Here is a 26,678-nt window from a genome sequence, read left to right as displayed (position 1 = left end):
TTGACTACCGTGGCTCTAACTATTGGCATCGTCGGACTGCCCAACGTCGGCAAATCAACCCTCTTCAACGCACTGACCCGCAACAGCGTGCTCGCGGCAAACTACCCGTTCGCCACCATCGAGCCGAACGTCGGCGTGGTCTCGCTGCCGGACCCGCGGCTGGAGAAGCTGGCGGCGATCTTCGGGTCGCAGCGGATCCTGCCCGCCACCGTGTCCTTCGTGGACATCGCCGGCATCGTCAAGGGCGCTTCCGAAGGTGAGGGGCTGGGCAACCAGTTCCTGGCGAACATCCGCGAAGCGCAGGCGATCGCCCAGGTCATCCGTGTTTTCGACGACCCCGACGTGGTCCACGTGGACGGCAAGGTCGACCCGCGCTCGGACATGGAAACCATCAACACCGAGCTGATCCTGGCCGACCTCCAGACCTTGGAGAAGGCCCTCCCGCGGGTGGAGAAGGAAGTCAAGATCAAGAAGCGCGACGCCGCAGAGCTGGCTGCCCTGCAGGCAGCGCAGAAAGTCCTGGAGCGCGGCGACACCGTCTTTTCCTCCGTCGAGAGCGACAAGCTGGACATGGAGAACCTCCGGGAACTGAGCCTGCTCACCGCCAAACCGTTCATCTATGTTTTCAACGTGGACGACGCCGTGCTGGGCAGTCCCGAGCGGCAGGCCGAGCTGCGCGGGCTGGTGGCCCCCGCCGACTGCGTGTTCCTGGATGCCAAGCTGGAGGCGGACCTCGTGGAGCTGGACGAGGAAGAGGCCCGCGAGATGCTTGAGATGAACGGCCAGGACGAGTCCGGGCTGGACCAGTTGGCTCGGGTGGGCTTCCACACGCTGGGCCTGCAGACCTATCTGACGGCCGGGCCGAAGGAAGCACGCGCCTGGACCATCAACCGCGGCGACACTGCTCCGCAGGCTGCCGGCGTGATCCACTCGGACTTCCAGCGCGGCTTCATCAAGGCCGAGGTCGTTTCCTTCGCCGACCTGGTAGAGGCCGGGTCCATGGCCGAAGCCAAGGCCCGCGGCAAGGTGCGGATCGAAGGCAAGGACTACGTGATGGTCGACGGCGACGTGGTGGAGTTCCGTCATGGAATAACCTCTGCAAACCAAGGCAAGAAGTAGTACTCCCCGCATCTGATAGGGCACCGGAGAGGGTCGTCTCAGCGCGACGATCCAATGCATGCAGAAGACGTCAAACAGCCCAGCTGCCTAGGACGCTAAGAAGACACGCTGAACATGCCAGGCATCCTCTGACCCACGAGCTTGCCTCGCCACACCACGAGCGGTGATGGTACCGACGATGCGTACTGCGCAACACGAAGGAAAGGCGATCCGCCGATGACGCTGACCCTCGGCCCGGTCCTGCACAGCGCCGGCGTCAACCCCGGAGAGGTCTTGGTGATCCGTCATGCCTACGTGCGTGAGCACGAGGACACGGGCCTGCCGGGCCTCCACGCCGACTCCACCGACGAGGAGATCCTGAAGTACACCGGCGAGCAGTCCGCGAAGCCTCGAATCTTCCCCGTCACCCCGCCCCGCATCTGGGTCGTCTTCGTCAGGGAGGGCGGCGACCGGGCGAGACTCTGGTCCGTAGTGGAGAACCGCGGCGAGACTTCAAACGAAGGAGGGCTGTGCACGTTCGACCTCGCTGTGTCCGAGCAATTGGCAGACCTTCGGAACCGGCTCGTGATTGGGTGGCGGTCGCCGCGCACCTGGCGGATCAACGGAACGACGGCGGCGGGCTACCCGGTCAGGGAGATCGCCGACGCGGAACCGATTCCGTTCCCCGGCTTCGACAAGCTTGTACTGGACCAAGCGCAGCTCCAGGCGGTGATGCGCGAACACCGCTACGCCTCGTGGCGCACCGCGCTCGCGTCGGTGGCGGGTGTATACCTCATCACCGACACCCGCGACGGGCGCCAGTACGTCGGCAAGGCCGACGGGGTCGAGAGCATCCGCCAGCGCTGGAACGCGTACGCGACCAATGGCCACGGCGGCAACGTTGAGTTGCGCGATGTCGACGCGACCAGCTTCCGGTTCTCACTGCTGCGGGTGTTCGACCCCGCCACGCCTACTCGAGAGATAGACGCGGCGGAGAGCCACTTCAAGCTCGCTCTCGATACGCGACGGCACGGCCTGAACGGCAACTGACATACGCGCACAGCTGTCGCTGTTGACTTAGGGGCTCACCCAGTAGCCCGGTCTCCGACTCTCGACAAGGTCGCACGGATCACTCGTTGTCGACGAGACACGGTGGATCCTTGGGCCAACCCTCCTAAGCGGAGTCGAATCGTGTAAGCAGTAAGATCAGGACAGACAGCGACCAAGTGGCCGCTGTCTCTCCTTAGAGGTGAGTAGCGAGTGAACTATGGCGCTCTCGACGGGATCGAGGCCCGTCTCGCCCAGACGAACGAGATCGTCTACCTTGATCTCCGAACGCTCCCTGCCGGCCCAGCGGCCGGCTCTGGAAGCTCGGGCCATGGTGAGCGACGACTCTGGGCAGCGCCCGCGGATCCGGGAAGACTTTTCACGGACCCAGATGCACGAATTTGAACGTAGAAAGAGTGAGTTGTGGCGCTGAAGAAATCCGATCTGTATTCCTCGCTGTGGAGTAGCGCTGACGAGTTGCGCGGATCGATGGACGCCAGCCAGTACAAGGACTACGTCCTCACGCTGTTGTTCGTGAAGTACGTCTCCGACAAGGCGAAGGCAGACAAGTCAGCACTCATCTACGTCCCCGACGACGGCTCCTTCGACTACCTGATCTCGCTCAAACAGAAGCCCGACGTGGGGGAGAAGGTCAACATTGCAATCCGACGTCTCGCCGAAGAAAACGATCTGTTGGGCGTCATCAACAACGCCGACTTCGACGACCCCGCCAAGCTGGGCTCCGGCAGGGAGCTGCAAGACAAGGTCTCGAACCTGATCGGCATCTTCCAGGACATGGACTTCACCGGCTCCAAAGCGGAAGGGGACGACCTCCTGGGTGACGCCTACGAGTACCTCATGCGGCACTTCGCCACTCAGTCCGGCAAGAGTAAGGGTCAGTTCTATACCCCGGCCGAGGTCTCCCGCGTTATGGCGCAGCTGCTCCAGATCCCAACAAACACCCCGAAGTCCGCGACCGTGTACGACCCGACTTGCGGCTCAGGATCGCTCCTGATCAAGGTCGCCGACGCCGCACCGAACGGGCTGACCATCTACGGCCAGGAGAATGACAACGCCACCTGGGCGCTCGCGCGGATGAACATGATCCTCCACGGCAACGAGACCCACGACCTACGCCAGGGCAATACTCTGGCCAACCCGAAGTTCACTAACAACGGCAAACTTCAGACGTTCGATTACCTGGTCGCCAACCCGCCGTTTTCGGTTAAAACCTGGACCAATGGTTTCGACTACTCCTACGGTCGCTTCGACGGATTCGACACCCCTCCCGACAAGAACGGCGACTACGCGTTCCTCCTGCACATGGTCAAGTCGTTGCGACAACGAGGCAAGGGCGTCGTCGTCCTCCCGCACGGAGTGCTGTTCCGTGGGAACTCCGAGGCGAGGATCCGCACCGAGCTCGTCAAGCGGGGCTACATCAAGGCGATCATCGGCCTGCCCGCGAACCTCTTCTACGGCACCGGCATCCCCGCCTGCCTGATCGTGCTCGATAAGGAAGACGCCCACGCGAGAACCGGCATATTCATGATCGACGCGAGCAAGGGCTTCGCCAAGGACGGACCCAAGAACCGGCTGCGCCCGCGCGACATGCACAAGATCGTGGACGCCTACACCGGCGGCAGAGAGATCGCTCGTTACTCCCGGATGGTACCGATCAGCGAGGTCGCGGATACGAAGAACGACTACAACCTCAACATCCCGCGCTACATCGACGCCTCTGAGCCAGAGGACGTCCAAGACCTCCGCGGCCACTTGCTCGGTGGCATCCCGAACCGTGACCTCGAGGAACTCCAGCCCTACTGGGACGCTTTTCCGAACCTCCGTAGCGAACTCTTCGCGCCGCTGCGCGACGGCTACTCGGAGTTGAAAGTCGAACCGAGCGCGATCCGGTCAACCGTCACCGGCTCCGGCGAGTACAAGGCTTTCGATCACGACACCGCGAACACAGTGCGGCAGTGGTGGGCGAGCAAACGCGGTACGCTCGCAAGAATCGAACCGGACACCAAACCCGCTGACCTTATCCACGACATCTCCGAGGCGCTCCTGGATGCGTTCCGTCCACGACCGCTGATCGACGAGTACGGCGTCTACGAGCAGCTCATGAACTACTGGAATGACGTCATGCACGACGACGTGTCGCTAATCGTCAGCGAAGGCTGGACACAGGCCGTGCAGCCGCGCGCCGCACGCACCTGGAAAGACAAGAACAATAAGCCCAAGTACGAAGACGCACACATCATCTTCGGCACCGGTGCCAAGGCACAGCGCTGGGTGATGGACGTCCTCCCGCCTCAGTACGTGATCGCTCGCTACTTCGCGACTGAGCAGGCCGAGGTCGACCGCCTCGTCGAGGTCCGCGACGAAGCGACCCTCGCGATTGCTGAGTACCTCGAGGAGCACGCCCTCGAGGGAGGCCTTCTCTTCGATGCTGCCGACGAAGAAGGCAAACTTCCGAAGAAGGCTGCGGCCGACTACCTCAAGGAACTCAAACGTCTCGGTGGCGACCCCGACGAGATCGAGGCGCTCACGAAAATCGGCGCACTGTATCGAGCCGAAGACAAGGCCAAGCAGACCGTCAAAGAGGCGGCAGCTGTGCTCAACGAGGAGGCCCTCGCCAAGTACAGGGTGCTCACCGATGCTGAGGTGCAAGACCTCGTCATCGAGGCCAAGTGGGGCACAACCCTTCAGCAGCGGATAAATGGCGAGATGACAGCACTCGGACAGATTCTGGTCGCACGTCTCGATGTGCTCGCTAAACGATACGAGAAGACGCTCGACGCGCTGGATGCCTCTGTCGAACTCCTGAGCGCGAACGTCGTTTCGCACCTTGAGTCCATGGGGATTGAGGCATGACAGTGGTACCTGAAGGCTGGAATACCCAGCGTCTTCTCGATCTGGTGACAATACGCAGTGGCCAAGTTGATCCAAAGCAGCCGCAGTACCGAGACATGCCACTCATCGCACCGGATCACATTGAAGTAGGAACCGGTCGCCTACTTGCGGTCCGTTCTGCGCATGAGCAGGGAGCAATCAGCGGGAAGTACATCGTTGACCCTGGAGACGTGATCTACAGCAAGATTCGTCCGTATCTGATGAAGGCGCATCGCGCCCAATTTCCCGCCTTGTGCAGTGCGGACATGTATCCCCTGAAGCCTCGCGATGGAGTTGACGGACGATACGTCGTCAACTTGTTGCTCGGACGAGGATTCACCAACTTCGCGGTCGGTGAATCGATGCGCAGCGGGATTCCCAAGGTCAACCGTGAGGCATTGGCTGGGTATGAACTGCCCGTGCCGCCCCGTTCTGAACAACGTGCAATTGGTGATGTGCTTAGCGATGCGGATGACCTCATCCAGGCGCTGGAAAAACTGATTGTGAAGAAGCGCGATGTCAAGCAGGGCGTGATGCAGGAGCTCCTTACCGGCCGCACCAGGCTGCCGGGCTTTACTGGGGTTTGGGACCCAGTCCGATTGCGTGACGTTGGGTCCACATACGGGGGTCTAATTGGCAAGGACAAGGATGACTTCGGGACCGGTTCAGCCCAGTTTGTGACGTTCATGGAGGTCATGTCGGGACCACGTCTTCGAGGCACTCGCCTTGAACGAGTTCGACTGAGGAAGGGCGAGCGTCAAAATCGCATCAATCGTGGGGACGTTATCTTCAATGGATCCTCCGAAACTCCCGGGGAAGTAGCCCTGGCTGCCGCTGTTGACTTCGAAACATCAGGCGGTGTTTTCCTGAATAGCTTCTGCTTCGGGTTTCGGTTGAACCATCGACACCGAATCGACCCGCTGTATCTGGCCCACTACTTCCGCTCAAGCGCGGGTCGTGCGGCGGTGTCCGCATTAGCACAAGGTGCAACACGCTACAATATCGCAAAGTCGAAGCTGGTCGACCTTGCGCCCGAACTTCCACCGCTGGATGAACAGCTTGCTATCGCCGAGGTCTTGCAGAATGCTGACGCTGAGATCGAAGCATTGGAGCGTCGGCTTGAATCTGCTCGTGCCGTGAAGGTTGGGATGATGCAGGAGCTGTTGACGGGCCGGACACGTTTGCCAGTGACGGAGGAAGCATGAGCGCGGTCGGTCAGAAGGAGCGCGAGACACAACGCCGGGTCGTCCAGCTCTTCCAGGACAAGCTTGGTTACGCCTACGGCGGGAACCTGAAGGATCAGGACAACCGCAACGTCGACGAGGCGAAGCTCCGCGCTTACCTGCTCGGTCGTGGGTACGACGAGGCTCTGGTCTCTCGAGCGACACAGCAGCTCCTGACCGCCACAGCGTTCGGCGGCGGCTCTTCGTTGTACGACCAGAACCGCAAGGTCTACGAGTTGCTCCGGTACGGCGCGAAGGTCAAGACCGACGTCGGGGAGACCACCCAGTCAGTCCACCTGATCGACTGGGCCAACCCGGCGAAGAACGACTTCGTCGTGGCCGAAGAGGTCACGGTCAAGGGCGAGCACACGAAGCGACCCGACCTCGTGCTCTATGTGAACGGGATCGCGCTCGGTGTGGTCGAGTTGAAGCGCTCGACGGTAAGCGTCGCCAGCGGCGTCCGTCAGAACATCGGCAACCAGCGGCATGACTTCGTCCGCCCGTTCTTCACGACCATCCAACTGCTGTTCGCGGGCAACGATGTCGAGGGGCTGCATTACGGGGTGATCGAGACCCCGGAGAAGTACTGGTTGCGATGGAAGGAAGAAGGCGAGAATGCTGACCTCGACCTCGCGATCATCCAGATGTGCTCTAAGGAGCGCTTCCTGGAGATCATCCACGACTTCATCGTCTACGATGCGGGCGTCAAGAAGTCCCCGCGCCACAACCAGTACTTCGGCGTCCGCGCCGCGCAGGATCGGATAGCCAAGCGTGAGGGAGGCATCATCTGGCACACCCAGGGCTCGGGGAAGAGCTTGACGATGGTGTGGCTTGCTAAGTGGATCCTGGAGACCCAGCATGATGCCCGCGTCCTGGTGATTACCGACCGCACCGAGCTGGACGAACAGATCGAGGACGGTTTCTTCGGGGTCGGCGAGAAGATCGTCCGTACCCAGTCGGGCGCGGACATGATTGCGATGCTCAACTCATCCAACCCGCCGCTCATGTGCTCCCTGGTACACAAGTTCCGCGGCACCGACGACGAAGCGCGCGACAAGGATGCCGAGGACTTCGCGAAGGAACTCAAGACGAACATCCCCGGTGGGTTCAGCGCCAAGGGCAACATCTTCGTATTTGTGGATGAGGCCCACCGCACCCAGAGCGGTAAGATGCACCGCATCATGAAGGACCTGCTACCCGGGGCGATGTTCATCGGCTTCACCGGCACGCCGCTGCTGAAGAGTGATAAAAAGACCAGTATCGAAACCTTCGGGTCGTTCATCCACAGCTACAAGTTCGACGAGGCCGTCCGCGATGGCGTCGTACTCGATCTGAAGTACGAGGCCCGCAAGGTGGAGCAGGAGCTCCAGGGCTCTGCTGCGGTCGACAAGTGGTTTGACGCCAAGACGCGTAATCTCACCGATTTATCCAAGGCTCGACTGAAGCAGAAGTGGGGCACCATGCAGAAGGTCTTCTCTTCTGCACCCCGCTCGGCGCAGATCGTCCAAGACATCCTCATTGACATGGAGACGCAGCCGCGGTTGCTCAGCGGGCGGGGCAACGCCATGTTGGTGAGCGACTCGGTCTACCAGGCCTGCACGTTCTACGAGGCCTTCGTGAAGAGCGGCTTCAAGGACAAGGTCGCGATCGTCACCAGCTACAAGCCCAACCCGACCGCGATATCCAAGGAAGACGCGGGCGAGGGCGACACAGAAGAGCTCCGCAAGTACGAGATCTACCGACAGATGCTTGCCGATTACTTCGGCGAGCACCCCGACAAGGCCATCGGCCGCGTCGAAGAGTTCGAGGCCGATGTCAAGAAGAAGTTCCTTAAAGAGCCCGGCCAGATGCGGCTCCTCATCGTGGTGGACAAGCTCTTGACCGGCTTCGACGCGCCGAGTGCGACGTACCTGTACATCGACAAGAAGATGCGCGACCATGGCCTCTTCCAAGCGATCTGCCGCGTCAACCGTCTCGACGGTGACGACAAAAACTACGGGTACATCGTCGACTACCGTGACCTGTTCAAGTCACTCGACAAGACCGTCACCGACTACACCTCCGAGGCCTTCGGCGAGTACGAGACTGATGATGTCGACGGGCTGATCAGTGACCGCAACGAGCAAGATCGCAAGGATCTAGACGAGGCTCTCGATGCCGTCCGCGCTCTGTGCGAGCCGGTCGCACCGCCGAAGGGAACGCTCGAATACCAGCACTACTTCGTCGCGTCCACGCCCGGCGAAGCCGACCAAATCAAGGACAACGAACCCAAACGCGTCCTGCTCTACAAGTCCGTTGCCACTCTCGTACGGGCCTTCGGAGCCGTCGCAAGCGACATGGAAGCCGTCGGCTACACGGGTGCTGAGATCGCGTCGATTAAGGACGAGGTCGCCCACTACGCCGCCGTCAAGAGCGAGGTCGAGGCCGGAGCCGGCGAGAACATCGACATGAAGCAGTACGAGGCCGGGATGCGCCAACTGCTCGACACCTATATCAACGCCAAGCCCGTCGAACAGGTCGCCGACCTAAAGAAGACCCTGGTCGAGCTCATCGTTGAGCGCGGGACGGACGCGGTCGACACGCTGCCCCCAGGAATCAGGGGCAGCAGCGCGGCCACTGCGGAGACGATCATCAACAATGTCCGCAAGACCATCGTGGACGAGCACGCGATGAACCCGCGCTACTACGACCATATGTCCGAACTCCTCGACGCTCTCATCGAGAAGCAGAAGGAAGACGCCGAGGGCTACGCGGACTACCTACGCAAACTTATCGAGCTGACGAAGAAGGTCGGCACCCGAGAAGCAGCAGACGGCAGGACCTATCCGGAATGGGCGAGCACGCCTGCGCGTCGGGCGATCGTGGACTTCGCGTGGCGGCCGGTGGATCTGGCCGTCGACTACGAGGCGTTGCATCTCCGGATCCAGTCGAGCAAGGAGCACGGCTGGGCCATCGCCGGCGCCGGCAAGATGAAGGAACGTGCGCTCGCTCGTGAGCTGCGGAAGGAGCTCGCCGGCATCGAAGAGGACTGCCTGGCGGAGTTCATCGAACTGTTGAAGAACAACGATGAGTACCGCTAGCGGCTATCTGACCGTCGCGGGACTCGGTGTCGATGTCGTTTACAAGGACATCAAGAACATGCATATCTCGGTTTACCCACCGGTGGGTCGGGTGCGGGTCGCTGCACCGCAGCGGACAACTGAGGACGCGATCCGGCTCGCGGTCGTACAGCGGCTCTCGTGGATCAAGCGTCAGCGGGAGCAGCTCCAGAACGCGGACAGGCAGACAGAACGCAAGATGGTTTCGGGGGAGACCCACTACGTGTGGGGGCAGCGGTATCTTCTCGATGTCTCCAAGTCGAGCGGTGCGTACGGTGTCGAGATTAAGGGCAATACGCTCTGGGTGATCACTCCACCCGGAACCGACGCCGCCGGGCGGTTCAAGGCACTCGATCGTTGGTACCGGCGTGAGCTGAAGGCCGGCGCGGCCGCCCTGCTGGAGAAGTGGCAGCCGATCCTAGGGGTTCAGGCGGACAAATTCGTCGTGCGCCGGATGAAGACCAAGTGGGGCACCTGTGTCACCACGTCACGCGCGATTTGGCTCAATCCCGAGTTGGCGAAGAAGGACCCGCGATGCCTGGAGTACATCGTCGTCCACGAGCTCGCACACCTGCTCGAACGCGGGCACGGTGAGAAGTTCGTGGCCTTGATGGACCAAGTCCTTCCCGACTGGCGAGCACGTCGAGACGAGCTGAACGAAGCGCCGCTCGGCCACGAGGAGTGGGGCGAAGTCGAGCGGGCGTGATGCGGCGATTCGGCGGCGCTGCTAGGGACGGCGCAACTCCACGACGCAGCGGGCCAGCCGGAGCCGGCCTTTCGGGGTCAGGACGGCGTGGCCATGGTATGCCGGGCGTCCCTAACGTCCGTGGTCAATACATCTAGACAGGCCCCTATCGGCCCGGCCCTCTCGACGGTCAATTCGGCTCTGCGGACTAGATGAGGCCAGTTCCCTAGAAGGGAAATTCGGGAGGCGTGGTATGCACTCGGGCACCGCCGGCCTCTCCGGACGCGCCTGTCAGGTGCCATTCCTTCCGCACCGCGATGATCAGTTCGCGATCCTTTGATCGCAGAACCTTCTTGAATGCCTTGGATCGTGCTCCCGCGGTGCCGACAAATCCCCTGGAGATCAGCTGCGTGAATGCCGTTCGCCCGAGGTACTTGGCATTGTGGTACGTGACACGAAATCCGCCCCTTGGACCAGCTTGAACGTGTCTTCTTCCATCGCAAGTCGCAACCAGTCAGCGGGGACGTGCATCCCTTTGAGGGTCTTGCCGTCGAGCACGCTTCCCGCATCGCCGCGAACAAACTTAAACCAGAACGGCGTTCCGAAAGCGCGCCAATCGGCAGCCGCCGCCGGTGAACCTTTTCCAATCGGCATCAGCTTGAGCTGCTTTTCGATCTCCCCTTTCCTCAAGTAGGCCCATTCCGAGCCGCCGGACGGTCGGTGCGAGGTGACCTTTTCAAGCCGCTTGTACTGAATGAAGGTGAATGAATCGTGAATTTGGTCCCAGTAGAGAAGGTCGACCCCGAGCTCCAGCTCAATCGGCTTCTTGTTGACGGACATGACGACCAGCTTCTTCTGATCCCATTTATCCGTGAACACGGTGACGCTCGCGGCGCGCTGCTCGCCAACCAGTTTCCCGTCGAAGCGCTGGAGGTCGAGCGGGAGAAGCTCCTCTTCGAGGTCCAGCTCGTACCCCGCGTTGAGCAGCGTTTGGAGCAGTGTCTCGTCCTCGGTCTCTGCCGGCGGCGCCACGAAGGCATCTGCTGGAAGTTCGATCTCCGCTAGCTGAGCCGCGAGTTGTACTGCGTCCTTCGCCTCCACCCGGGATTGCTCAACCTGTGACGGGAACGTACGCGGTTCACCGAGCACCTGCTCCAGCCAGATTGCGACAGAGGGATCGAGGCTCTTGAGGTAGGCGATCAGAGCTGAGGCAGTTCTGAGGTCGAGTCCTCGCGAATGGAAGGTGGCCGGAACGTCACCGAGTTCGATGGACTCATTTCGCAAAGGACCGAGCGGGACAGGAGCAGGCAGGCGGTGAATGGGAGTGAGTGTCGCTCTCACCACACCGCTTGCTACTCCCGCGATCCCACGGACAACCGCGAGGGCAACGATGAAGTCGCCCTCGGCCAGACCTTCATCATCTGGATCATCGAAGTCGTCGTAGCCAGTCTGTACGGCTACGCAGATCGCTCCCACGGTCGGAGCGGCGTCCTTTTCGAACGCCTCTGAGATGCGAGAGGCGCCCATATGGCTAATCCGGTTCGCCCCTTTGGCGCGAAAGAAGTACAGCGGTGCGAGCGGAGCAGCGTGGGTCTCATCGGGCATGGTTACATTCAAGCAAATCACCAGGCGTGCACATCGAGCAGTTGCTCGATGTGGTCGAACTCGAGCTGAAGCCCGGTCAGTCAGCGGACGACCGTAATGACGATCCCTCAGCGGCCCTCTTGAGCACAGTTCAGCGCTGAGGCGGGGAGTGCCGTTGTCTCGAAAACATCTCCAAAATGAGACGAGACTTGTTCACCGGCAGAGCGCCGGTGAACGAGTCTCGGAATGTTGTCTCAGAAGTTTCAGCCTCGGGTTGGGGTTTACGAGACTACGGCTGTCGAACGGTGCCGATAGTAGGTTGCCTTCGACCACCCGACGGTCCGGGCGGCATCGACGACTCCAAGTCCCTCGGCATCGATGAGGTACTTCACCGTCCGGAGGTTCCGCGCGACCTTCTCGGCGTCCGGGGCCGGACGGCCAAACTTCACGCCTCGGGCCTTAGCGGCATCGACGCCGGCCTGGACACGTTCCTGAATGAGTTCGCGCTCGTACTCCGCGAAGGTCGCCATGAGGCTGAGCATGAGCCGACCTTCTCGGGTCTCGGGAGTGATGCCATCGGAAAGAGATCTGATCTTCACACCGCGGTCGACGAGATCCTTCACTGTCGTGATGACGTCGATCATCGACCGGCCAATGCGGTCGATGCGCCAGACGACGAGTTCATCACCTTCGCGGAGCCGTCCGTCGAGGTTCGTCCATCCCGATCGGGATTTGGCTTCCTTGGAGCCGGAGACCTGGTCGGAGAAGATCTGCTTCGCACCGACGCCGGTATCGATGAGTGCCCGGCGCTGGAGGTCGTCGTCCTGCTTGTCCTTCGTCGACGTGCGGGTGTAGCCGTACTTCATCGTCTGTTCCTCCCCAATCGCATCGTTGCCTCGTCGAGAGCAGCCTTCACCCATACAGTCAGTCGCCACAATCCGAACCCGGCACCGGTGACGAGACCGGCGAGGCCGATCCCGGCAGTGATGTTCAGCCACAGCGCCCAGTCCTGAGCCAACGCCCACCGGACACCGACCACGAGGGCCCAGACGCTTTGCACGCCCAGGAGCAGCACCACGGCAACAGGGAGCAGAGCGAGTCCCATCCGGGCTGCCGCAGCCCATCCCAAGGGCTTTTGGAGGCGCTCGGCAACCTCCACGACGCGCTCTGCACTTTCCCTGCCAGCATCGACGCGTTCGATGGCAGCATCGATCTGGTGCGTCGCCGCGCCAGCAGCTGCGGAAGCCGACTCCCTGATCGCCGTGACGGCCTGATCCGCCGTAGTGATGATCGCCCGTCCGGCAGCGTTGAGAGCCTGCCCGTACTTCTTCGTGAACTCGTTGGCCTGTTCAGAGTTCCATGCCGTCGTCTTCTCGATCTGTGTCTTCGCGGACATCAGCGACGAAACTGCGTCGGCTATCTGCTTCCCGTCGAGCGCTCTTGCGAGTGAGCTCAGCGTCTGCCCGATCTCGTGCAGTTCGTTCCTCATGCTCTCGCTCGTCGAGGAGCCGCTGGGTGCGGGCACGGATGCCGGCGTGATCGATTGCCGGAGCCGTTGCTCCATGCCTTCGATCTGCTTGCTCGTTTCCTCGTCCATGACCTTCACGTACGAGGCGAGCTTCTGCTGCCGCTCCGCTAATCCCGCGAGACGGCTGTCCTGCGCCTCGACGGCGGTGCGGATCGAGATCAATACCTCCATCATCGTCTCCGGCGGCGCCTCGGGCCGCGCCTGCTGCGCATCGCGCTGCTTCATCCGTTCGAGCGCTGCGCTCATCGTCCTGCTCCTTCTGAATCTGGTTCTGCTGGTGGTAGTCGAAAAACGCTTGTGCGCCCTCCGGTGTGAAGTCCGCCGAGAGCACCGAGGTACGTTTGCGCCGCTCGGCACGGCCAGTCTCGCCGCGTTGGTCTTCGATGTAGAGCGTCCAGGTCTCTTGACCTACGCGCTTGCCCTTCTTAGCGACCGAGGTGTGCAGCCGCATCTGCGGCACGAGCCCGCCGTCATCACTAGGCAACTGGTTCTGCTCGTCGAGCACTGCGATGAGTGCCGCTTTGCTCGTCGAACGGGGGTCTTCGAGAGCGGCCATCATGCGGTCGCCCATCTGGCGGTCGAGAGAGCCTTCTGCGAAGTCCTCGCGGCGCAGCTCCCAGTCCTTCGGTTGATGCTCGATGCGCTTGACCACCGAGAGTCCGTGCTCGACCATCAGTTCGTCATTGGCCGACTGCACACCGCGCTGGTCACCTGCCTTCCGGTCGTGGAACGTCCGGTAGTCCGAGAGCGCCTTGCCGGTCGAATTGTCGTGGTTGATCACGATGATGTGGTTGTGCACCTTCCCGCCGCGGCCGTCGGTATGCGTGACCACGAGAACATCCGCGTTTGGATGCATCTTCTTCCCCAGCAGATACCCCAGGTCGTTGGCGCGCTGCACCTGGTCGGCATCCTTCCGGTTGAGATCCTCGTCTCTGAACGACTGCCGGTAATGCAGGACCTCCACTTCACGGCGGGTGTTCTGCGTCAGGGCACGAGCCCGGGCGGCGAACGTGCCCGGCGGGCCGGGCACGTCGCACGTGATCGCCACACCGCGGGAGTCATCCTTGCCCCTGACGTACCGCTCAGTGTCGGCAGCACTGTTACTCGGGCTGTAGTGTGTGGTGCTCACCTGGCCCTCCGATCACCCAACAGTTCACGTACCTGGCGGAGCAGATCGATCAGCTCGGGCACGGGAACGCCGAGCGACACCGGCTCACCTGCACGGGCACGACGGTCAAGATCGTTGATATTGATCGCCAGCGGACGGATCTGCGCCGCCAATGCCCGCACGTCTGCCGATACCTGAGCCCGCTGCTCGCCGCCGACCAAGGCTGCTGCGATGGCAGCGTCGAGCTCTTCCGTCCGCGATGAATGGAGCGCGTCCCGGACGACGGCCTTCACCCACATGCCGGGCTGAAGCCCGAGGCGGTCCGCGCGAGCGCGCACCGCAGGAAGGGTAATGTGGCCGAAGTCCACGTCGAGCTTCGCTCGACTTACACGACGCTTCGCGCCGTGGCTCTGCCGCACAGCTTCCACAGCATCCCGACCGGCGTTGCTTGAGGTGTCGGGGCGCTGTTCCACCTGTACGTCAGAGTGGCAAGCAGTAGCACCGTCAGACATATCGCTGGCGCTCGTGTCTTCCGGTACTGCTTGCGAGGGGGCTGCGCCCCCTTCGATCCCCCGGGAGGGAGTGTTGAACTCGTCGTTCATCGTGCATCCTCCCCGTACGCGCCACCGGCGTCGTTGCTCGCCGGCCACGGCTCCGAAGAGTTGGTCGGGGCACCGCGGCGGACACCCTTCGAGCTCTTTGCTTTGCCAGCTGCGAGAGCATCCACGGCGTCCCTGACAAGTCCCTCATACAGGTCGTGCTGCCGATCGCGGAGCAGATCGACAACCTTCGCATCGATCTTCTTCTGTTCGGCAGCAGCCTCGCGCTTGAGTTTCGCGATACGGTCCGCAGCCTGCTTCTTCGCCTTCGCGATCTCAGCTTCGAGGTGGGTGGTAATTGTATTCGTCATGTTTGGCGACCTTTCGTTCAAGGTGATGTGCGGAGCCGATCCCGCGATGGCGGCGACCACGCTGGGTGGTCCGGGTCTTGGTCAATACGGCTTGCGGTCAGCGTCGCTGGGGCTGGCGCCGGCGGGCATCGCGAGCATACGGCCGAGGTAAGGGTCCAGAGCGTCAAGGGGGAGCATCTGAGAGGTGCGCTCCGGGCGGCGGGCGTTCTTCCAGTCGCCCTCAGTGACCGCACCCAATCCCCACTGCGCGAGCCAGGCGAGCTTGTCAGTGACCGTCCTTGAACGGTCCGTCAGTGTGGGGATTTTTACGATGCCATGGCGATGGGCCATGACGATGCTCATGAGCACAGAACGTTGAGCAGTGACGATCCGGCGGCCCTTGCCGTGGGTGAACTTGAGATGCCATGCACCCCACTCATTGACGGTGCGCAGGCAGCCGGTCTTAGACATCTCGCGAGCGATCTCTCGAGCACGCAGGCCCTCCTCCACGGTGTCCCACGGCTCGGTCGTGAATGTCGCCATCTCATGAGTGGAGCCGTCGGGCAGCGGCACCAAGGCGGCGGTCATCGAGCTCATTACAGGGCGGCGCTTGAGGTCGAAATCCATCGATCTGGGAGCAGACACCCACGACGGCAGGAAGTCCTTGCGATCGTCCTTGCGCGAGAGTTCGCTGAAGCTGGGGAACCGCTTGTACTCGTTGTCGACACGACCAGTACGGGTGACGACCAACGTCAGCAGGTGCTCACGGTCTTCGGGGCTGTCCTCTTCGATGCCGGCGGGACGTTTGATTCCGTTATGGGCGCAGACCCCGTTCGGCGAGAGCGAGACGTTGCCGCGCGTCGTGAAGTTAACAAGGTCGTCCTGTTCGTGCTTGGCTTCCCAGATGGTCGGGTCACCGGTGAGTGCAGTGCGGGCTTCATGCAGATGCGCGGCGAGGCCATACAGGTCGAGGTTGTTGACATCGGTAACGGTCATGTCGGTGATGAACCCGTCGGTTGTGACGCTGTAGACCTGACCGCCGTGTTCGGTGATCTGGTTCATTGTCGCGATCAGCTGAGCCCGGACGAGGCTCGTCGACGTCGCCGCGTGGTAGGGGCTGGTGATCGCGGAGCCACCGACGCTGTCCATCTGCTGTTCGTGGGCGTTCCATGCACGCTGCTCGGCGACGTCCTGCGCGGTCTTGCCATAGACCGAGTTCACCCCCGTCTTTAGGGTCTGCTCTTCAATGGACCCTTTCCCGAAGTTGAGCTTGGCGGTATTGCGGTCGTCGATGAGCTGCCTCACTCCATGACGCAGGACCCGTGACGGAGTGCCGTCCGCGCGGGTGACCGTCCGTGCAGTGAATCCGATCTGGCAGAAGACTTCGGCGCCGAGCGTGAGTGCGAGCCACAGTTCTGGACCGCAGGCCCAGGTACCGGCAATACCATCGCTCGTTCGCGGGTAAATGAGCGTGTTATCGGCAACGATCGGCAGACTGGGAAAGGCGACGCCCGTGGGGAATTCAAAGGATACGAAGCCGACGAACGGAGTCGTCGGCTCCGGCACGTCCGCGAGAGTGAGCTGTCGTTCGTGGACGACGGCTCCGATAACCCCGGCCTCCCAGTCGAGATCTTGGACGAGCGACATGGCGGTGGGGTAGGCGTTCTGAGCATCGATGTCGACAGTCGGGTTCGGGTAGTAGCCCGGTGCACTGCACGCGTTGAGCCCGCCGTGGTAGGCCTTGGCGTAGGCGGAGGAGAGCTGATCGGCCGCACCGTCGAGCGGGCGACGCGAATGCTTGCCGCACCAGCTTGGACGGTCATCCTCGTCCATGATCACGACACCGTCGTCCTGGATAAGTCCGGCGAACTCGAGTCGGAAGTCGCGAGACGTCGAGACATCGAAATACTCGCATCCGGCAGAGACGAGTGCAGAGGCCGCACCACCGCTCAAAGTGATCGGCGGCGTGATGCCGTCACCCCAGAGCCGTGCAAGGTATTCGACGACGATGACGGCGTCGTTGATGCCGTACTCGAGGAAATCGTCCAGGTGCGCGGCGCGGTAGCCCGTCATATCGGAGATCCACCCGTCCGGGACCTCCCGCTTAGGAGTGCCGCACGCTGCACCGAGAGCCGACAGGGTTTTCTGCCCCGCAGGGGCCTGGGCCATCAGGTCCCGGACGGTCACGGACAGCGGACGCCACCAGTCACCCTCGCCGTCGCCGTGCTGGAGCCGGAAGGGCAGGAGCGTGACGAGGCCGCCGGCAGCAGCAGTCAGCCGGGTGAGGTGGTCGGTGACGTACGCGCCACCACGGAAGGTCGTAAGGTCGGCGGAGCCATAGTGACAGGCGAGTACGATCGGCACCCGCCATGGGGCGAGAGCCGCCGCACGGGCCTCCCAGTCGTAGGCATCCGCAGCCCATGCAAGCGCCGCATCCCTGGCGGCGGCGTTGGGTGGCTGGGCGAGGACCAGGTCGCGGCGCACGCCGCGGTCATCCACTCCGTCAGGGACGAGCGGAGAGAGCCAGAGCCGGGCGGCGACCACGACTTCCCACAACGCCGTGTGCAGACTGATGCGACCCTGATCGAGAGGCAAGATCACGATCTCAACCATGAGCGCCGGGTCGAGAGGGTGCGATACAGCGAATTGGTACGAGTCGATGACGCGCGCGCCCGTGCCGGCGGTCGTGAATTCCGTGTCGAAACCGACGACGATTCCGGCGCGGCCGGTTCCCATCGCCTGCACCGAGGGCAGGTCACCAAACGCAGTCGGGGCTCCCGGCATGGCGCCCGCGACGGACGGCGCAGGCGACGGGGTCACAGCCCCGGAGCTTTGGGGGCCCATAGGGGTCTTATGACCCCGTGATGAAAACCCCGGATTTCCGGGGGAGTCATCCGCTCCCGTGCGCTCAATTGCGCCGGGCACTTTCAAACTACCCGGAGCAATTGAGCGGTTCTGAGCGGTCAGGGCCGTCTTCGGGGACGTGTTAGCGGCGTAGACGCACCCGCGTGGGGAGCGCCGCACGAGCACCTGGAAGCGGGCGCCGCAGTCCTCGATCTCGTGAGCGGACCATCCCGCGGGCACCTGGGCGCTCATGCTGCACCTCCGCCGAGGACGCCGGCGAGGCATTCGCGCTGTTCCCGAGAGAGCCGCGGCGCTGAGGCGACGAGACGGTCGATCGCAGCGCTTATTGCGGCGTGCTCAGTGGGTCGGCCTACGACGGGTGCGACCATGGACTCGAGGTCGGACTCAAGGATCAGGTAGCGCCGTCCGACGCGTTCGGCGGGGAGTTCCCCGGAGGCGATCTTTTTGCGCAGGGTTGAATACCCTCCGAAGCCGCGTGCAACAGCTTCCTGGAGCGCCAAGCGCACAGGGGGAGCAATGACGGTCAGTGGTGCGTGCTCGATCGGCCCGAGAAGCGTCAGGCATGCAGGGGGAGCAAGGGTAGTAGCAGGCAAGGCCCGCTCCTCTCGTGAGGAGTGAACACCTGTACCTCTCGCAGGACGCTACCGCGCTCTACCCTGCCAGGATCGCTTCCGGCCGATCCGACCTCACCAGACTTGACTCACAGGCTCATCATGCGCTGGTGATCGCACTCGCCTGGAGCGTGGGAAATGTTTCGACGGAGGGATCCCATCCCCGTTGTTCCGTCGGGTGAATCTGACCGGGTGGTCAGACAATCACCACTGTAGCGCTTATTCGCGACAATTCTGAACGATGTGTCAAAGGCGGTGAGTCGTGTGTCAATTAGCGACTCACCGCCACGTGACGGCTACCGAATCGAGGTTGAACTCCTTGACTCCGCGCGGATGCGGGTAGAGTCGCACCTCGCAGAGAATCTCGATGGACCTCCGGCGGTTGGCAAGATCGGCAGTATCGAATGCGGCTACTGGATCCGGTGCACCCAGCACACTGGTGTGCGAACTCCCCAACGAGAGCCTCAAACGCTCAACTTCCAAGGCGTCAATCGCGGCGTTCTCACGGTCGCGAATACGCTTGAGATCGAAACCTTCGATGAGCGCGTCGTCGTAGTCGCGCTGCGCCCTGTGAATCTTGGCCCGGTGCTCTTCGATCTCCTCTTTGATCTCGCGTAGGCGCGGCTCGTCGGCAGTTGGCAGCAAATCGTGGAACTCTGGCAGCGCGAGTCGCCGTCGGACGGCCTCGACAACGACATCATCGATCTGCTCCCGTGAACGCACTATGTGGCCCGCACATCGATACCGCTGCCCGTGCGTCTTCACCGGCTTGTCGCAGACCCCGCACCGATAGAGGCCTGAGCCGAGGTGTTTCCTGTCGGTTCCCACCCGGTTCGTGACGCGCGCCGGATCGTCCAGTCGATCTTGTACTGCCTCCCACATACTCAGGTTTACGATGCGCTCCCACTTGCCCAGGATCGGCTCGCCGTGATCGTCACGCAGGATCTGGGCCCGCCACGATCGCCGCCGGTCGCCATTGGCGAGTACTTCTTTCGGCGTGTACGTGCTATATCCGGCGTAGCGCGGGTTGCGCAGAATACCCAAGACAGTCGACGGTGCCCAAGGGGCATCGTCCGGAACAGGGCGGGGTTCGAGACCTTCTTCCGTGCGGCGCGCATTGCGCTCGATGATCAGGGTCCGGTTATGCCGGGGGAGAGTTGGAAGAACAGGGAGATCCTGTCCCTCATCGCCGGACAAAGCCGCTGCGATTGCACGCAGCGACGCACCTGAGGAGAATGCGGCGTAGATCTTTTTGACAGCCTCCGCCTCGTGTTCGATAACGTCGCCGTTTTTGGCGTAGCCGAGAGGGCGTACTCCCTTCGGGGTTCTTCCCTGCTGGGCGCGCTGTCGTTGTGCCCGCGATTGGCGTTCTGCCTTGACCTCTATTTCGTTGCGGGCGATCGCCGAAAACATGTCGGCGGACAGTCGGCCGGCCGCAGTAGTGCAGTCAATGTCCGAGCCCTTGGCGAAGGTCAGCAGGACATGATTGCGCTGAGCCGCCTCGATGATCCGCACGCCGTCTGCGCGGTTGCGTTCGAGGCGCGGCCACTCCTGGGCGACGACGACGTCGATGAGACGTGACTCGATGTCCTTGAGGAGCCGTTCAAAGGCCGGTCTCTTCTTGTGTCCCTTGCCGGAGATGTCGTTGTCCTCGTAGACGCCAACGAGTCTCCACCGTCGGGCCGCGATGAGTGCTTCGGCGTCCTCGCGGTGCCTGTCCACACCAAGACGTGTGTTCTCGCGGTCCTGGGAGATGCGCAGGTAGATGGCCGCGCGGCGCTGTTCGGAGCTCATATAACCAATTTACGACACTCGCCGGCATTTTCGGATCAGGCAAAAAGCTGTCGGTTTCGAAAGCATAAACCTTTGGGCCCTTTGAGGGCCAAATTCCACCCGCTATGAGCCCGATATGAGGCCAATCATGGGTTTGCGAACCGTCTGCCAAAACTAAATCCAACGCACGTCTTCTTTGAGGCCAAAAAGTGGCCAGCAATGGGCCAGAAATGGTCGAGGAAGGGCTAGGAGGGTACAGCCAGCGCATTCTCTTCATTTGACTGATGCCGGACCGATCCACTTTCAACGTGACAAACGTTCGTTGTCGGCTACATGGCGAGGGTCGTCTGAGAGAGCGGAGCCTCTGTCCAATAGCTCGGTATCCCGGCGCCTTCGAGGAAGCGCTCACCAGACTCCGGGACGATGCGTAGCTGATGTACGCACGACCTGCGACACGCCCAAGCTAGAGAGGAAAACTGTGATATCGGGCACAAGAGTGCTTTTCGTGACGATTCCGCTGGTTTACCAGCAGAACGTCCCACTTACCATTTGCTTTTTCGGAATACCGTTTTCACTCATAAATGAGGAAAAAACTGCTTCGAGGACCTAGTTTATTTACGGCGAGAAACGCCTACTTGTCGACACAGGCGTCGGGGGGATCTGTAGAGTGATCTGTCGTGTACAAAGAATCGGACTTCTCTTCCGTCAGCGTCGTTGGTGTGTACCAACTTCATCTCAGAGGTTTCTTATATGTCTAAGAAGCGTCGCACATCCAAGGTAGTCAAATCGAGCGCGTCCACCAGGACACCTGGCGCCATTTCGACATCTAAAGAAACGCAAATCCGCGCCGAGTGGCAGCAGGCACGGAGGAGTCTTCACGTGGTTCCTAATCTCTACGGATTAATGGCGCGGGCGGCCCAGACATATGTGTGTACTAAGTGTGGAGCACTGCCCGGGGCGAAGTGTGTTACTCCCTCGGGCAACCCTCTCTACGACCCACATTCCGCGCGAAGAAAATTGGTAAATCCGTTAAGCCGGTTTTCTGCCAAGTAGAGGACCTTCAGGGACCTCTCTCCGGCAGACCGCCCAGACCGCTTCGGGCGTTGCTCGCTAGACAGTGATGCAGGCTCAGCAAGGAAGAACACAAGGGTTGGCGGCCTTGAGAGCGTTTTGCAAAGGAACGGCTTGGAGCAACAAGTGAACGTATTGGATCTTCCGCCGGACGGGGCGGCGGCATTACGACGAGCGGAGACGCTTGCCCGGAAGATCAACTTGCTTCTCGACACGATCAGAACCGCGTCGGGCCAGCCGTTTGAGTACACGACTATCCGGGACTCTGCGCGGCAGGAGACCGGCTACTTCATCTCCCGCAGCCGGTGGTCGCTGCTCAAGAACGGCAAGGTCCAGGTTGTTCCGGACGAGTGCCTGCGCGCCATCGCCGCTGTCTTCGACGTGAATCCGGAGTACCTCCTCCAAGAAGGCAGCAAGCTTCCGGAACAGGTCGAAGTCCTGCTTCCACAGCTGCGGACCAAGAGACTTTATGAAGTACGCGATTTCGCTGCCAGGGCACTGGGTCAGGTGGCCCCAGGAACGCTGAGTGCGATATTGAAAATTTTGGACGAGGCAATCGGCACGGACACGAAGGCGGTCAGGTGATGAAGAATCGAATATCGGGCCTAGTCAACTGGAATTTTTGCCGTCCCGCAGGACGTGACGTCGGCAGACTCGGAGTCGTGGGCGCTATGTATAGCCGCCGGCGTCTGCGCGGCACTTTTGGCAGGTGTCATTATCTTCTTCTCGCGCCGGCAACACCAGGGGACGTCAACGGCCCCGCTGATGCACACGAACCGAATGCCGGAGAGGAAGATAGATTTGGTCGCCAGTTCTGAATGGTGGACGCGCACCCAGTGGGCACTGGAGGCCACAGTCTCGGGGAACGTCAGGATGAACGACTACGGCCTCAAAATGCTCGGCGCTCTGGCGAAGAGCGAGATGGCAGTATCCGAGGAGAAGGCGATGCTGGATGCAGTCTGGCAAATATCGTCCACGGGGATGCAAGACGAAGCCATCGACCAACTGATCGCGGACGTCAGAGCGGTGACAAGCCCCTCGGACTCAACGGACGCGCCGCCGCGCATTTCTGACGCCCCTGAAGCCGGTAAGTCGGCGTCAGTCCGCCACACGGCAAGGACGTATCACAGTGCGTACGACCCGGCTAACAGGGAACAGGTGCTTTCTACTCTTCGTCGTGAAATCTTGGCAGCCCGGCTGAAGGTCACTCTCGATCAAAAGCTGGGACGCGAAACCTCGCGGAGGGTAAAGCTCCTGTCCGAGATGACCCTGCCGCCGCTCGTTAGGCAGTTCCGCCATGCCGATGATGCCCCCGCAATCCGGCCGGACGTAAACAAGGAGCACGAGTAGGCAGTAGCCTCTAAAGGCCTGACGATCATCGCGGGCGTCCCGCTGGTTGATCGGCGCCCCGCCCGCTAGCTTGATCGGATGGAAGAATTCTTCACGACTCCGTCAGGTACCGGACCCGCCCACGGCTTTGCAGTCTTCCTTGGACCAGAGGACCCGCCGGATGACGCGACTAGCATCGTCACGGGCATGTGGCGGAATTCGATGCCCGAAGCGGACGAGGTGCAGTTGAACGAAGACGGCCTTGGCTACGTCGAGGCCAGGTTAGGGACCTGGATGGCTAAGTCACGCTATGCGGGCAAGGCGGCTACCGGCGCCTCGCTGTTCCTCGGAGACCTGCTGGTGGCCCGGATCCCGTCGGCTGGCTGGCGCATCCTGAACAACGGCTACCCCTTCATCGCCTTGGGCCCGGGGCTTGATTTGGATGTGCTGGCCGCCGGCAGAGCACGCCGGGAAGCAGACGCTCCGGACTTCGTGGAGCTGTACCGCCGTGTCCTCGAGCGCCCTAAAGAACGACGGTAGTAATGGAGGCGCGCAGTGTTGACCCCCGACACGCTTCCGAAGAGATCAACAGTCCGGCTTACCGGGTCGACTTCAGGGACAAACCGGCGCTACGGACGGGGACGAGGGCGCCACCATCTCGGACGAATATTTGCTTACTGGCGCCGCCGACGTCCGCGAGGTGTTGTCCTGGGCAGACAGCTTGGCACCGGGGCGGGAGGTCGTGGTTTACGCCGTTCATCCCGACTTCGTCTGCAGCCCGGGACGTGAGCCCAGTCAGGCGCAGTGTGGGCCGGAAATCGTAAACCACGGCCTTATCAGCGCTTGCGCTCGGTCTCGACGTCGCGGGCGGACTCCAGAGACTTCATGAGACGGTGCGCGTTCCTGGGTGACGCCAGCAGGTAGCTCGTTTCCACCAACGAGTCGTACTCACCTTTCGACATCAACACCGCGGACCCACCCTTCGACACGATCTCAACTGCGATGCGGTCGAGGTTGACTCGTTCAATGAGATGGTCAAGGTCGCGCCTGGCTTCGCTCGCCGTGACGGCCATAGCTGCCTCCTGTTCCTACGAGACATGTTACTGGTAGGCCTCTGCTACGTTCTGCGCAAGCATCGAATTGGTATTTCAGATAGCGAAGCGCCAGACGCCGTGGCCTAACGGCGGCACATGGTGGTCGAGATCATTTCCCGGAAAAATCAGCATCCACCCCGGAGGACAGCGCCGTTTCAACCCGTCATCGTCAGCCAACCTAGTACCGCGTTGAGACAGTTCCTGCCCAACTATTGCCACTTATAGGCAGTTATAGCCACTTATAGGAAAAAATGAATAAGTCCCAATAACTCGGCGAAAACGAGGACGGGACGCTGCGGTCCTCTATCCTGCGAACTCAAAGTCGATGGTGATCTCGGGATCGACGCTTGCGATGACCCCGGAGTAGAACGCCCGGACTCACTGCCAAGGTTCTCCAGAGCAAGCTGCCCCAGCTGGTTAGGTCAGTGGCGACCCTTCGGCCGACCGCCCTTCCCGTACTTTCCGAAAACTGGACAACGCTCCAATAACAAACTGCTCAATCTGAGGCTGATTTCTTAGCCAGACTGTTAGCTTCAGCGCATGAAGCAACGACTAGTGCCGGCTCTAGCAGCTGCGGGACTGCTCTTGGCCGCCCTGCTCTCGGGATGCGGGGCCGAAAAGGATGCGGTGGCTGGAAGCGGGTCACCGACTGGCTTCCCGGGCAGTACTGCTACAGCAGTCGCAGATCCGGTCTTCGGCACATTCACGGGCACGCAGACTATCGAGCTTGGTGCTCCGCCCGCGGAAGCTACCCACATTTACGTGGAGCTGACTTGTCTCAGCGCCGGGACTCTCCTTTTGCAGGACACTGACGAAATAACCTGTGGGGATCCGAGGGAGAGTACGACTCGCACGTTCGCGTCATATGACCTGTCACTGGACCAAGCCTCTTTCGAGGTGACGAGCAATCCCGACCGTCCAATAGCTTCTTCCGTCACGCTGGCGTCTTCCAAACCGTTAGAGCTATCAAGAAGATGATGGCGAACGCCGCAATGCACAGGCCTCCGGTAAGGCACAGGGCGAGCATCATCTTTCGTTGCGGCCCGAACGGCTCCCCTTCTCGTCGGGGATGTGCAATGGCGAAGACGGATGAGATCCCAACCAGTACCAGGCCGACGATGAGAAGGATCAGCGCTTCGGGATGCATGGGCCCATACTCCCATCGCTCCGCCTCTGGTCACTTCACGCGTTCGATGAATTCAGCCAGGTCCTTGCCGCACTGACCGTAGTCATAGACCGTCGTTTCCATGCGCGGTGAGCACTGCGCGTCAATACGTGCAGGCGTGTTCTCGGGCAGGCGAATTGAGATGACTTCTCCCCAGGTCCAGATATTGGGCCGGATGTATACCTTGATCATTGAATGCTGGGTCTGGACCTTGACGTATTTCGCATGGCTCTCGGCAATCGTGAAGATCTTATGGCGAAGAGCATCGTGATCGCCGTGCCAATCGAAAGAACCGACTGCCGATGCCCCTCTCACCGATACCCCTTTGCTGCGCGAGGCTTCGTTCGTTATGCGAGTCCGGCGGCCCAGAAACATCACCAATCCCACGCTGACGACAGCACCAGCGGCCAACAGAACCGGAACATAAATCGGGATCCCCATGCGTCACATCAAACTCGATGGGGTCGTCTAGCGCCAGCGGAGCGGCGCCTGATGATGTGCGCATTCCCAATGGGGTGGGTGCAACACCACTCCTCGCTTACTTCTCCCTCTTACGATCTGCCTGAGCAAAAGCAGCTAGAGAAATCAACAGGAAGACCATACCGACCGCTGTGCCCCATAACCCCACGCTGCCCTGGACTGCGAGGATCAGAGACCACACGAGGACGACCACCGCGCCTGTGGCGAGAATCCAACGGAATGTGCGCACTGTTCCTCCTGCATCCATCGGGACATGGATTGATTGGGGCTAGGCTACCCGCATGGGGAAAGAGCCGGTCGGCAGGTTCGGCGCTTTGACGCAAAAACAAGCGCTGCTCTTGGCTGTTATTTGGATGGTCGGCGGTATTGCTACCGCTGTGCTGCGCCTGGCGAACGGTGAGTCCCTTCTCGTGAGCCTGCTCATTTCGTCAGGATTTTTTGTCGCCGCCGGACTCATGTTGGTGGCCTCGCGCATAGCCAAGAGCCGCACCGAAAGAAACCGGCGCTAGTCTCTTACCCTGAGACGCGGCCGAATCAGTCCAGAAGTGTTCGTTCGGCAAGCTGAACATATGGGGGTTAGCGTGCAAGAGAAAAAGAGCGTGACGGGGAAAATGATCCTTGTTTTCGTTGCCATCGGAATCGGTGTCGCTGTTGTGGTGGGGGCCATTTTCGGATGGGAATACTCGATCCTCGGCCTGGGTGCAGGGCTGGGGCCCTGGATCGGCGGATACTTCGGCAATAAGAAGGCGCGGGAAGTCGACAAGTACCGCGAGGAGCTCATTAAGGGCCGGAAGCGACCTTCCACGGAGGAAGATCCGAAGAGCTGAGCTGGGCCGGCACAGTCGCCTTCCTTGCCACAAAGGTGGCGGTCCGCCCGCGTCCCCGCCAACGCCGGTCTTTGCAAGACGACGATCGAGATTTGGTCAACGATCGCCAGCAACGAAAAGACCAGCCGCACAGACGATGCAGAGCGCACCGACCAAACCCAGGGAAAGCAGTGCTTTCCGCTGAGGCCCTAACGGTTCCCCTTCCCGCCGTGGCCGTGCAATGGCAAAAATGGAAATAGCTGATCCCATATTCAGGATCACGCCAATGATGAGGAGCATCAGTGGCTGCTGCTGCATGACCACATCCTTGC

Annotated in this window: 25 protein-coding genes; 12 read left to right on the top strand and 13 right to left on the bottom strand. The window is 61.4% G+C overall.

From position 1 onward, the window contains the following. Positions 1-9 precede the first annotated feature (9 nt). From ychF to AC5RV3_RS09130, 6 genes are all read left to right on the top strand, one after another. A complete protein-coding gene (ychF, locus tag AC5RV3_RS09155) occupies positions 10-1,119 on the top strand; it encodes a redox-regulated ATPase YchF (RefSeq protein ID WP_494121853.1) in 1,110 nt (369 codons plus the stop codon). A gap of 216 nt (positions 1,120-1,335) precedes the next feature. Next, positions 1,336-2,148: a GIY-YIG nuclease family protein gene (locus tag AC5RV3_RS09150; RefSeq protein ID WP_494121852.1), complete on the top strand. Its 813-nt coding sequence runs from the start codon at positions 1,336-1,338 to the stop codon at positions 2,146-2,148. 420 nt (positions 2,149-2,568) lie between these two features. After that, positions 2,569-5,019 carry a type I restriction-modification system subunit M gene (locus AC5RV3_RS09145; protein WP_494121851.1) on the top strand — a complete coding sequence of 817 codons (2,451 nt, stop codon included), beginning with the start codon at positions 2,569-2,571 and terminating at the stop codon, positions 5,017-5,019. Beyond that, on the top strand, positions 5,016-6,242 hold the full coding sequence (locus tag AC5RV3_RS09140) for a restriction endonuclease subunit S (RefSeq protein WP_494121850.1): 1,227 nt from the start codon (positions 5,016-5,018) through the stop codon (positions 6,240-6,242). Before AC5RV3_RS09145 ends, AC5RV3_RS09140 begins: the two co-directional genes overlap by 4 nt. Then, positions 6,239-9,340: a type I restriction endonuclease subunit R gene (locus AC5RV3_RS09135; protein ID WP_494121849.1), complete on the top strand. Its 3,102-nt coding sequence runs from the start codon at positions 6,239-6,241 to the stop codon at positions 9,338-9,340. Before AC5RV3_RS09140 ends, AC5RV3_RS09135 begins: the two co-directional genes overlap by 4 nt. Then, positions 9,327-10,064 carry a M48 family metallopeptidase gene (locus AC5RV3_RS09130; protein WP_494121848.1) on the top strand — a complete coding sequence of 246 codons (738 nt, stop codon included), beginning with the start codon at positions 9,327-9,329 and terminating at the stop codon, positions 10,062-10,064. Before AC5RV3_RS09135 ends, AC5RV3_RS09130 begins: the two co-directional genes overlap by 14 nt. Before the next feature lie 381 nt (positions 10,065-10,445). On the opposite strand, the gene AC5RV3_RS09125 is transcribed toward AC5RV3_RS09130, so the two are convergent. The 9 genes from AC5RV3_RS09125 to AC5RV3_RS09085 form a co-directional block, all read right to left on the bottom strand. Continuing rightward, the gene (locus tag AC5RV3_RS09125) at positions 10,446-11,648 is read right to left on the bottom strand and encodes a hypothetical protein (protein ID WP_494121847.1); all 1,203 of its coding nucleotides are present in this window, start codon (positions 11,646-11,648) and stop codon (positions 10,446-10,448) included. 260 nt (positions 11,649-11,908) lie between these two features. Then, entirely contained in the window at positions 11,909-12,493 is a 585-nt protein-coding gene (locus AC5RV3_RS09120; protein WP_494121846.1) for a recombinase family protein, read from the bottom strand. Further along, positions 12,490-13,023, bottom strand: coding sequence for a hypothetical protein (locus tag AC5RV3_RS09115; RefSeq protein WP_494121845.1), 534 nt, complete (start codon positions 13,021-13,023; stop codon positions 12,490-12,492). The genes AC5RV3_RS09120 and AC5RV3_RS09115 overlap by 4 nt, the downstream gene beginning before the upstream one ends. Then, on the bottom strand, positions 12,977-14,284 hold the full coding sequence (locus AC5RV3_RS09110; RefSeq protein ID WP_494121844.1) for a relaxase/mobilization nuclease domain-containing protein: 1,308 nt from the start codon (positions 14,282-14,284) through the stop codon (positions 12,977-12,979). Before AC5RV3_RS09110 ends, AC5RV3_RS09115 begins: the two co-directional genes overlap by 47 nt. Then, entirely contained in the window at positions 14,281-14,865 is a 585-nt protein-coding gene (locus tag AC5RV3_RS09105) for a hypothetical protein (RefSeq protein ID WP_494121843.1), read from the bottom strand. Before AC5RV3_RS09105 ends, AC5RV3_RS09110 begins: the two co-directional genes overlap by 4 nt. Beyond that, complete coding sequence (locus tag AC5RV3_RS09100; protein ID WP_494121842.1) at positions 14,862-15,173, bottom strand: hypothetical protein; 312 nt, start codon at positions 15,171-15,173, stop codon at positions 14,862-14,864. The genes AC5RV3_RS09105 and AC5RV3_RS09100 overlap by 4 nt, the downstream gene beginning before the upstream one ends. An 81-nt stretch (positions 15,174-15,254) precedes the next feature. After that, entirely contained in the window at positions 15,255-17,972 is a 2,718-nt protein-coding gene (locus tag AC5RV3_RS09095; RefSeq protein ID WP_494121841.1) for a hypothetical protein, read from the bottom strand. A 272-nt stretch (positions 17,973-18,244) separates the two neighbouring features. Next, on the bottom strand, positions 18,245-18,610 hold the full coding sequence (locus AC5RV3_RS09090; protein WP_494121840.1) for an excisionase family DNA-binding protein: 366 nt from the start codon (positions 18,608-18,610) through the stop codon (positions 18,245-18,247). Positions 18,611-18,907: 297 nt separating this feature from the next. After that, positions 18,908-20,422 carry a recombinase family protein gene (locus AC5RV3_RS09085; protein WP_494121839.1) on the bottom strand — a complete coding sequence of 505 codons (1,515 nt, stop codon included), beginning with the start codon at positions 20,420-20,422 and terminating at the stop codon, positions 18,908-18,910. A gap of 729 nt (positions 20,423-21,151) precedes the next feature. Between AC5RV3_RS09085 and AC5RV3_RS09080 the strand changes: the two genes are divergently transcribed. The 4 genes from AC5RV3_RS09080 (at position 21,152) to AC5RV3_RS09065 (ending at position 23,341) form a co-directional block, all read left to right on the top strand. Next, positions 21,152-21,454 carry a zinc finger domain-containing protein gene (locus AC5RV3_RS09080; protein ID WP_494121838.1) on the top strand — a complete coding sequence of 101 codons (303 nt, stop codon included), beginning with the start codon at positions 21,152-21,154 and terminating at the stop codon, positions 21,452-21,454. A gap of 144 nt (positions 21,455-21,598) precedes the next feature. Continuing rightward, a complete protein-coding gene (locus tag AC5RV3_RS09075) occupies positions 21,599-22,057 on the top strand; it encodes a hypothetical protein (protein WP_494121837.1) in 459 nt (152 codons plus the stop codon). 195 nt (positions 22,058-22,252) lie between these two features. Next, entirely contained in the window at positions 22,253-22,822 is a 570-nt protein-coding gene (locus tag AC5RV3_RS09070; RefSeq protein WP_494121836.1) for a hypothetical protein, read from the top strand. Positions 22,823-22,900: 78 nt separating this feature from the next. Then, entirely contained in the window at positions 22,901-23,341 is a 441-nt protein-coding gene (locus tag AC5RV3_RS09065) for a DUF6278 family protein (RefSeq protein WP_494121835.1), read from the top strand. Positions 23,342-23,637: 296 nt separating this feature from the next. Here the strand turns inward: AC5RV3_RS09065 and AC5RV3_RS09060 are convergent, their stop codons facing one another. The 3 genes from AC5RV3_RS09060 to AC5RV3_RS09050 form a co-directional block, all read right to left on the bottom strand. Then, positions 23,638-23,874 carry a type II toxin-antitoxin system Phd/YefM family antitoxin gene (locus AC5RV3_RS09060; RefSeq protein ID WP_494121834.1) on the bottom strand — a complete coding sequence of 79 codons (237 nt, stop codon included), beginning with the start codon at positions 23,872-23,874 and terminating at the stop codon, positions 23,638-23,640. Between the two features lie 955 nt (positions 23,875-24,829). Then, entirely contained in the window at positions 24,830-25,042 is a 213-nt protein-coding gene (locus tag AC5RV3_RS09055; protein ID WP_494106678.1) for a hypothetical protein, read from the bottom strand. A gap of 30 nt (positions 25,043-25,072) precedes the next feature. Continuing rightward, positions 25,073-25,501, bottom strand: coding sequence for a hypothetical protein (locus AC5RV3_RS09050; protein ID WP_494121833.1), 429 nt, complete (start codon positions 25,499-25,501; stop codon positions 25,073-25,075). Positions 25,502-25,821: 320 nt separating this feature from the next. Between AC5RV3_RS09050 and AC5RV3_RS09045 the strand changes: the two genes are divergently transcribed. Together AC5RV3_RS09045 and AC5RV3_RS09040 are read left to right on the top strand one after the other, a co-directional pair. Continuing rightward, a complete protein-coding gene (locus AC5RV3_RS09045; RefSeq protein ID WP_494121832.1) occupies positions 25,822-26,049 on the top strand; it encodes a hypothetical protein in 228 nt (75 codons plus the stop codon). A 102-nt stretch (positions 26,050-26,151) separates the two neighbouring features. Beyond that, positions 26,152-26,367 (top strand): hypothetical protein, encoded by a 216-nt coding sequence (locus AC5RV3_RS09040; protein WP_494121831.1) that lies wholly within the window; start codon positions 26,152-26,154, stop codon positions 26,365-26,367. Positions 26,368-26,463: 96 nt separating this feature from the next. Here the strand turns inward: AC5RV3_RS09040 and AC5RV3_RS09035 are convergent, their stop codons facing one another. Further along, a complete protein-coding gene (locus AC5RV3_RS09035; protein ID WP_494121830.1) occupies positions 26,464-26,664 on the bottom strand; it encodes a hypothetical protein in 201 nt (66 codons plus the stop codon). Between the last annotated feature and the right edge of the window lie 14 nt (positions 26,665-26,678).

It is taken from the genome of Arthrobacter sp. Y3221114 (assembly GCF_059092625.1).
The sequence above is the reverse complement of the archived record's forward strand: the minus strand, read 5'-3'. Positions and strand labels throughout refer to the sequence as shown.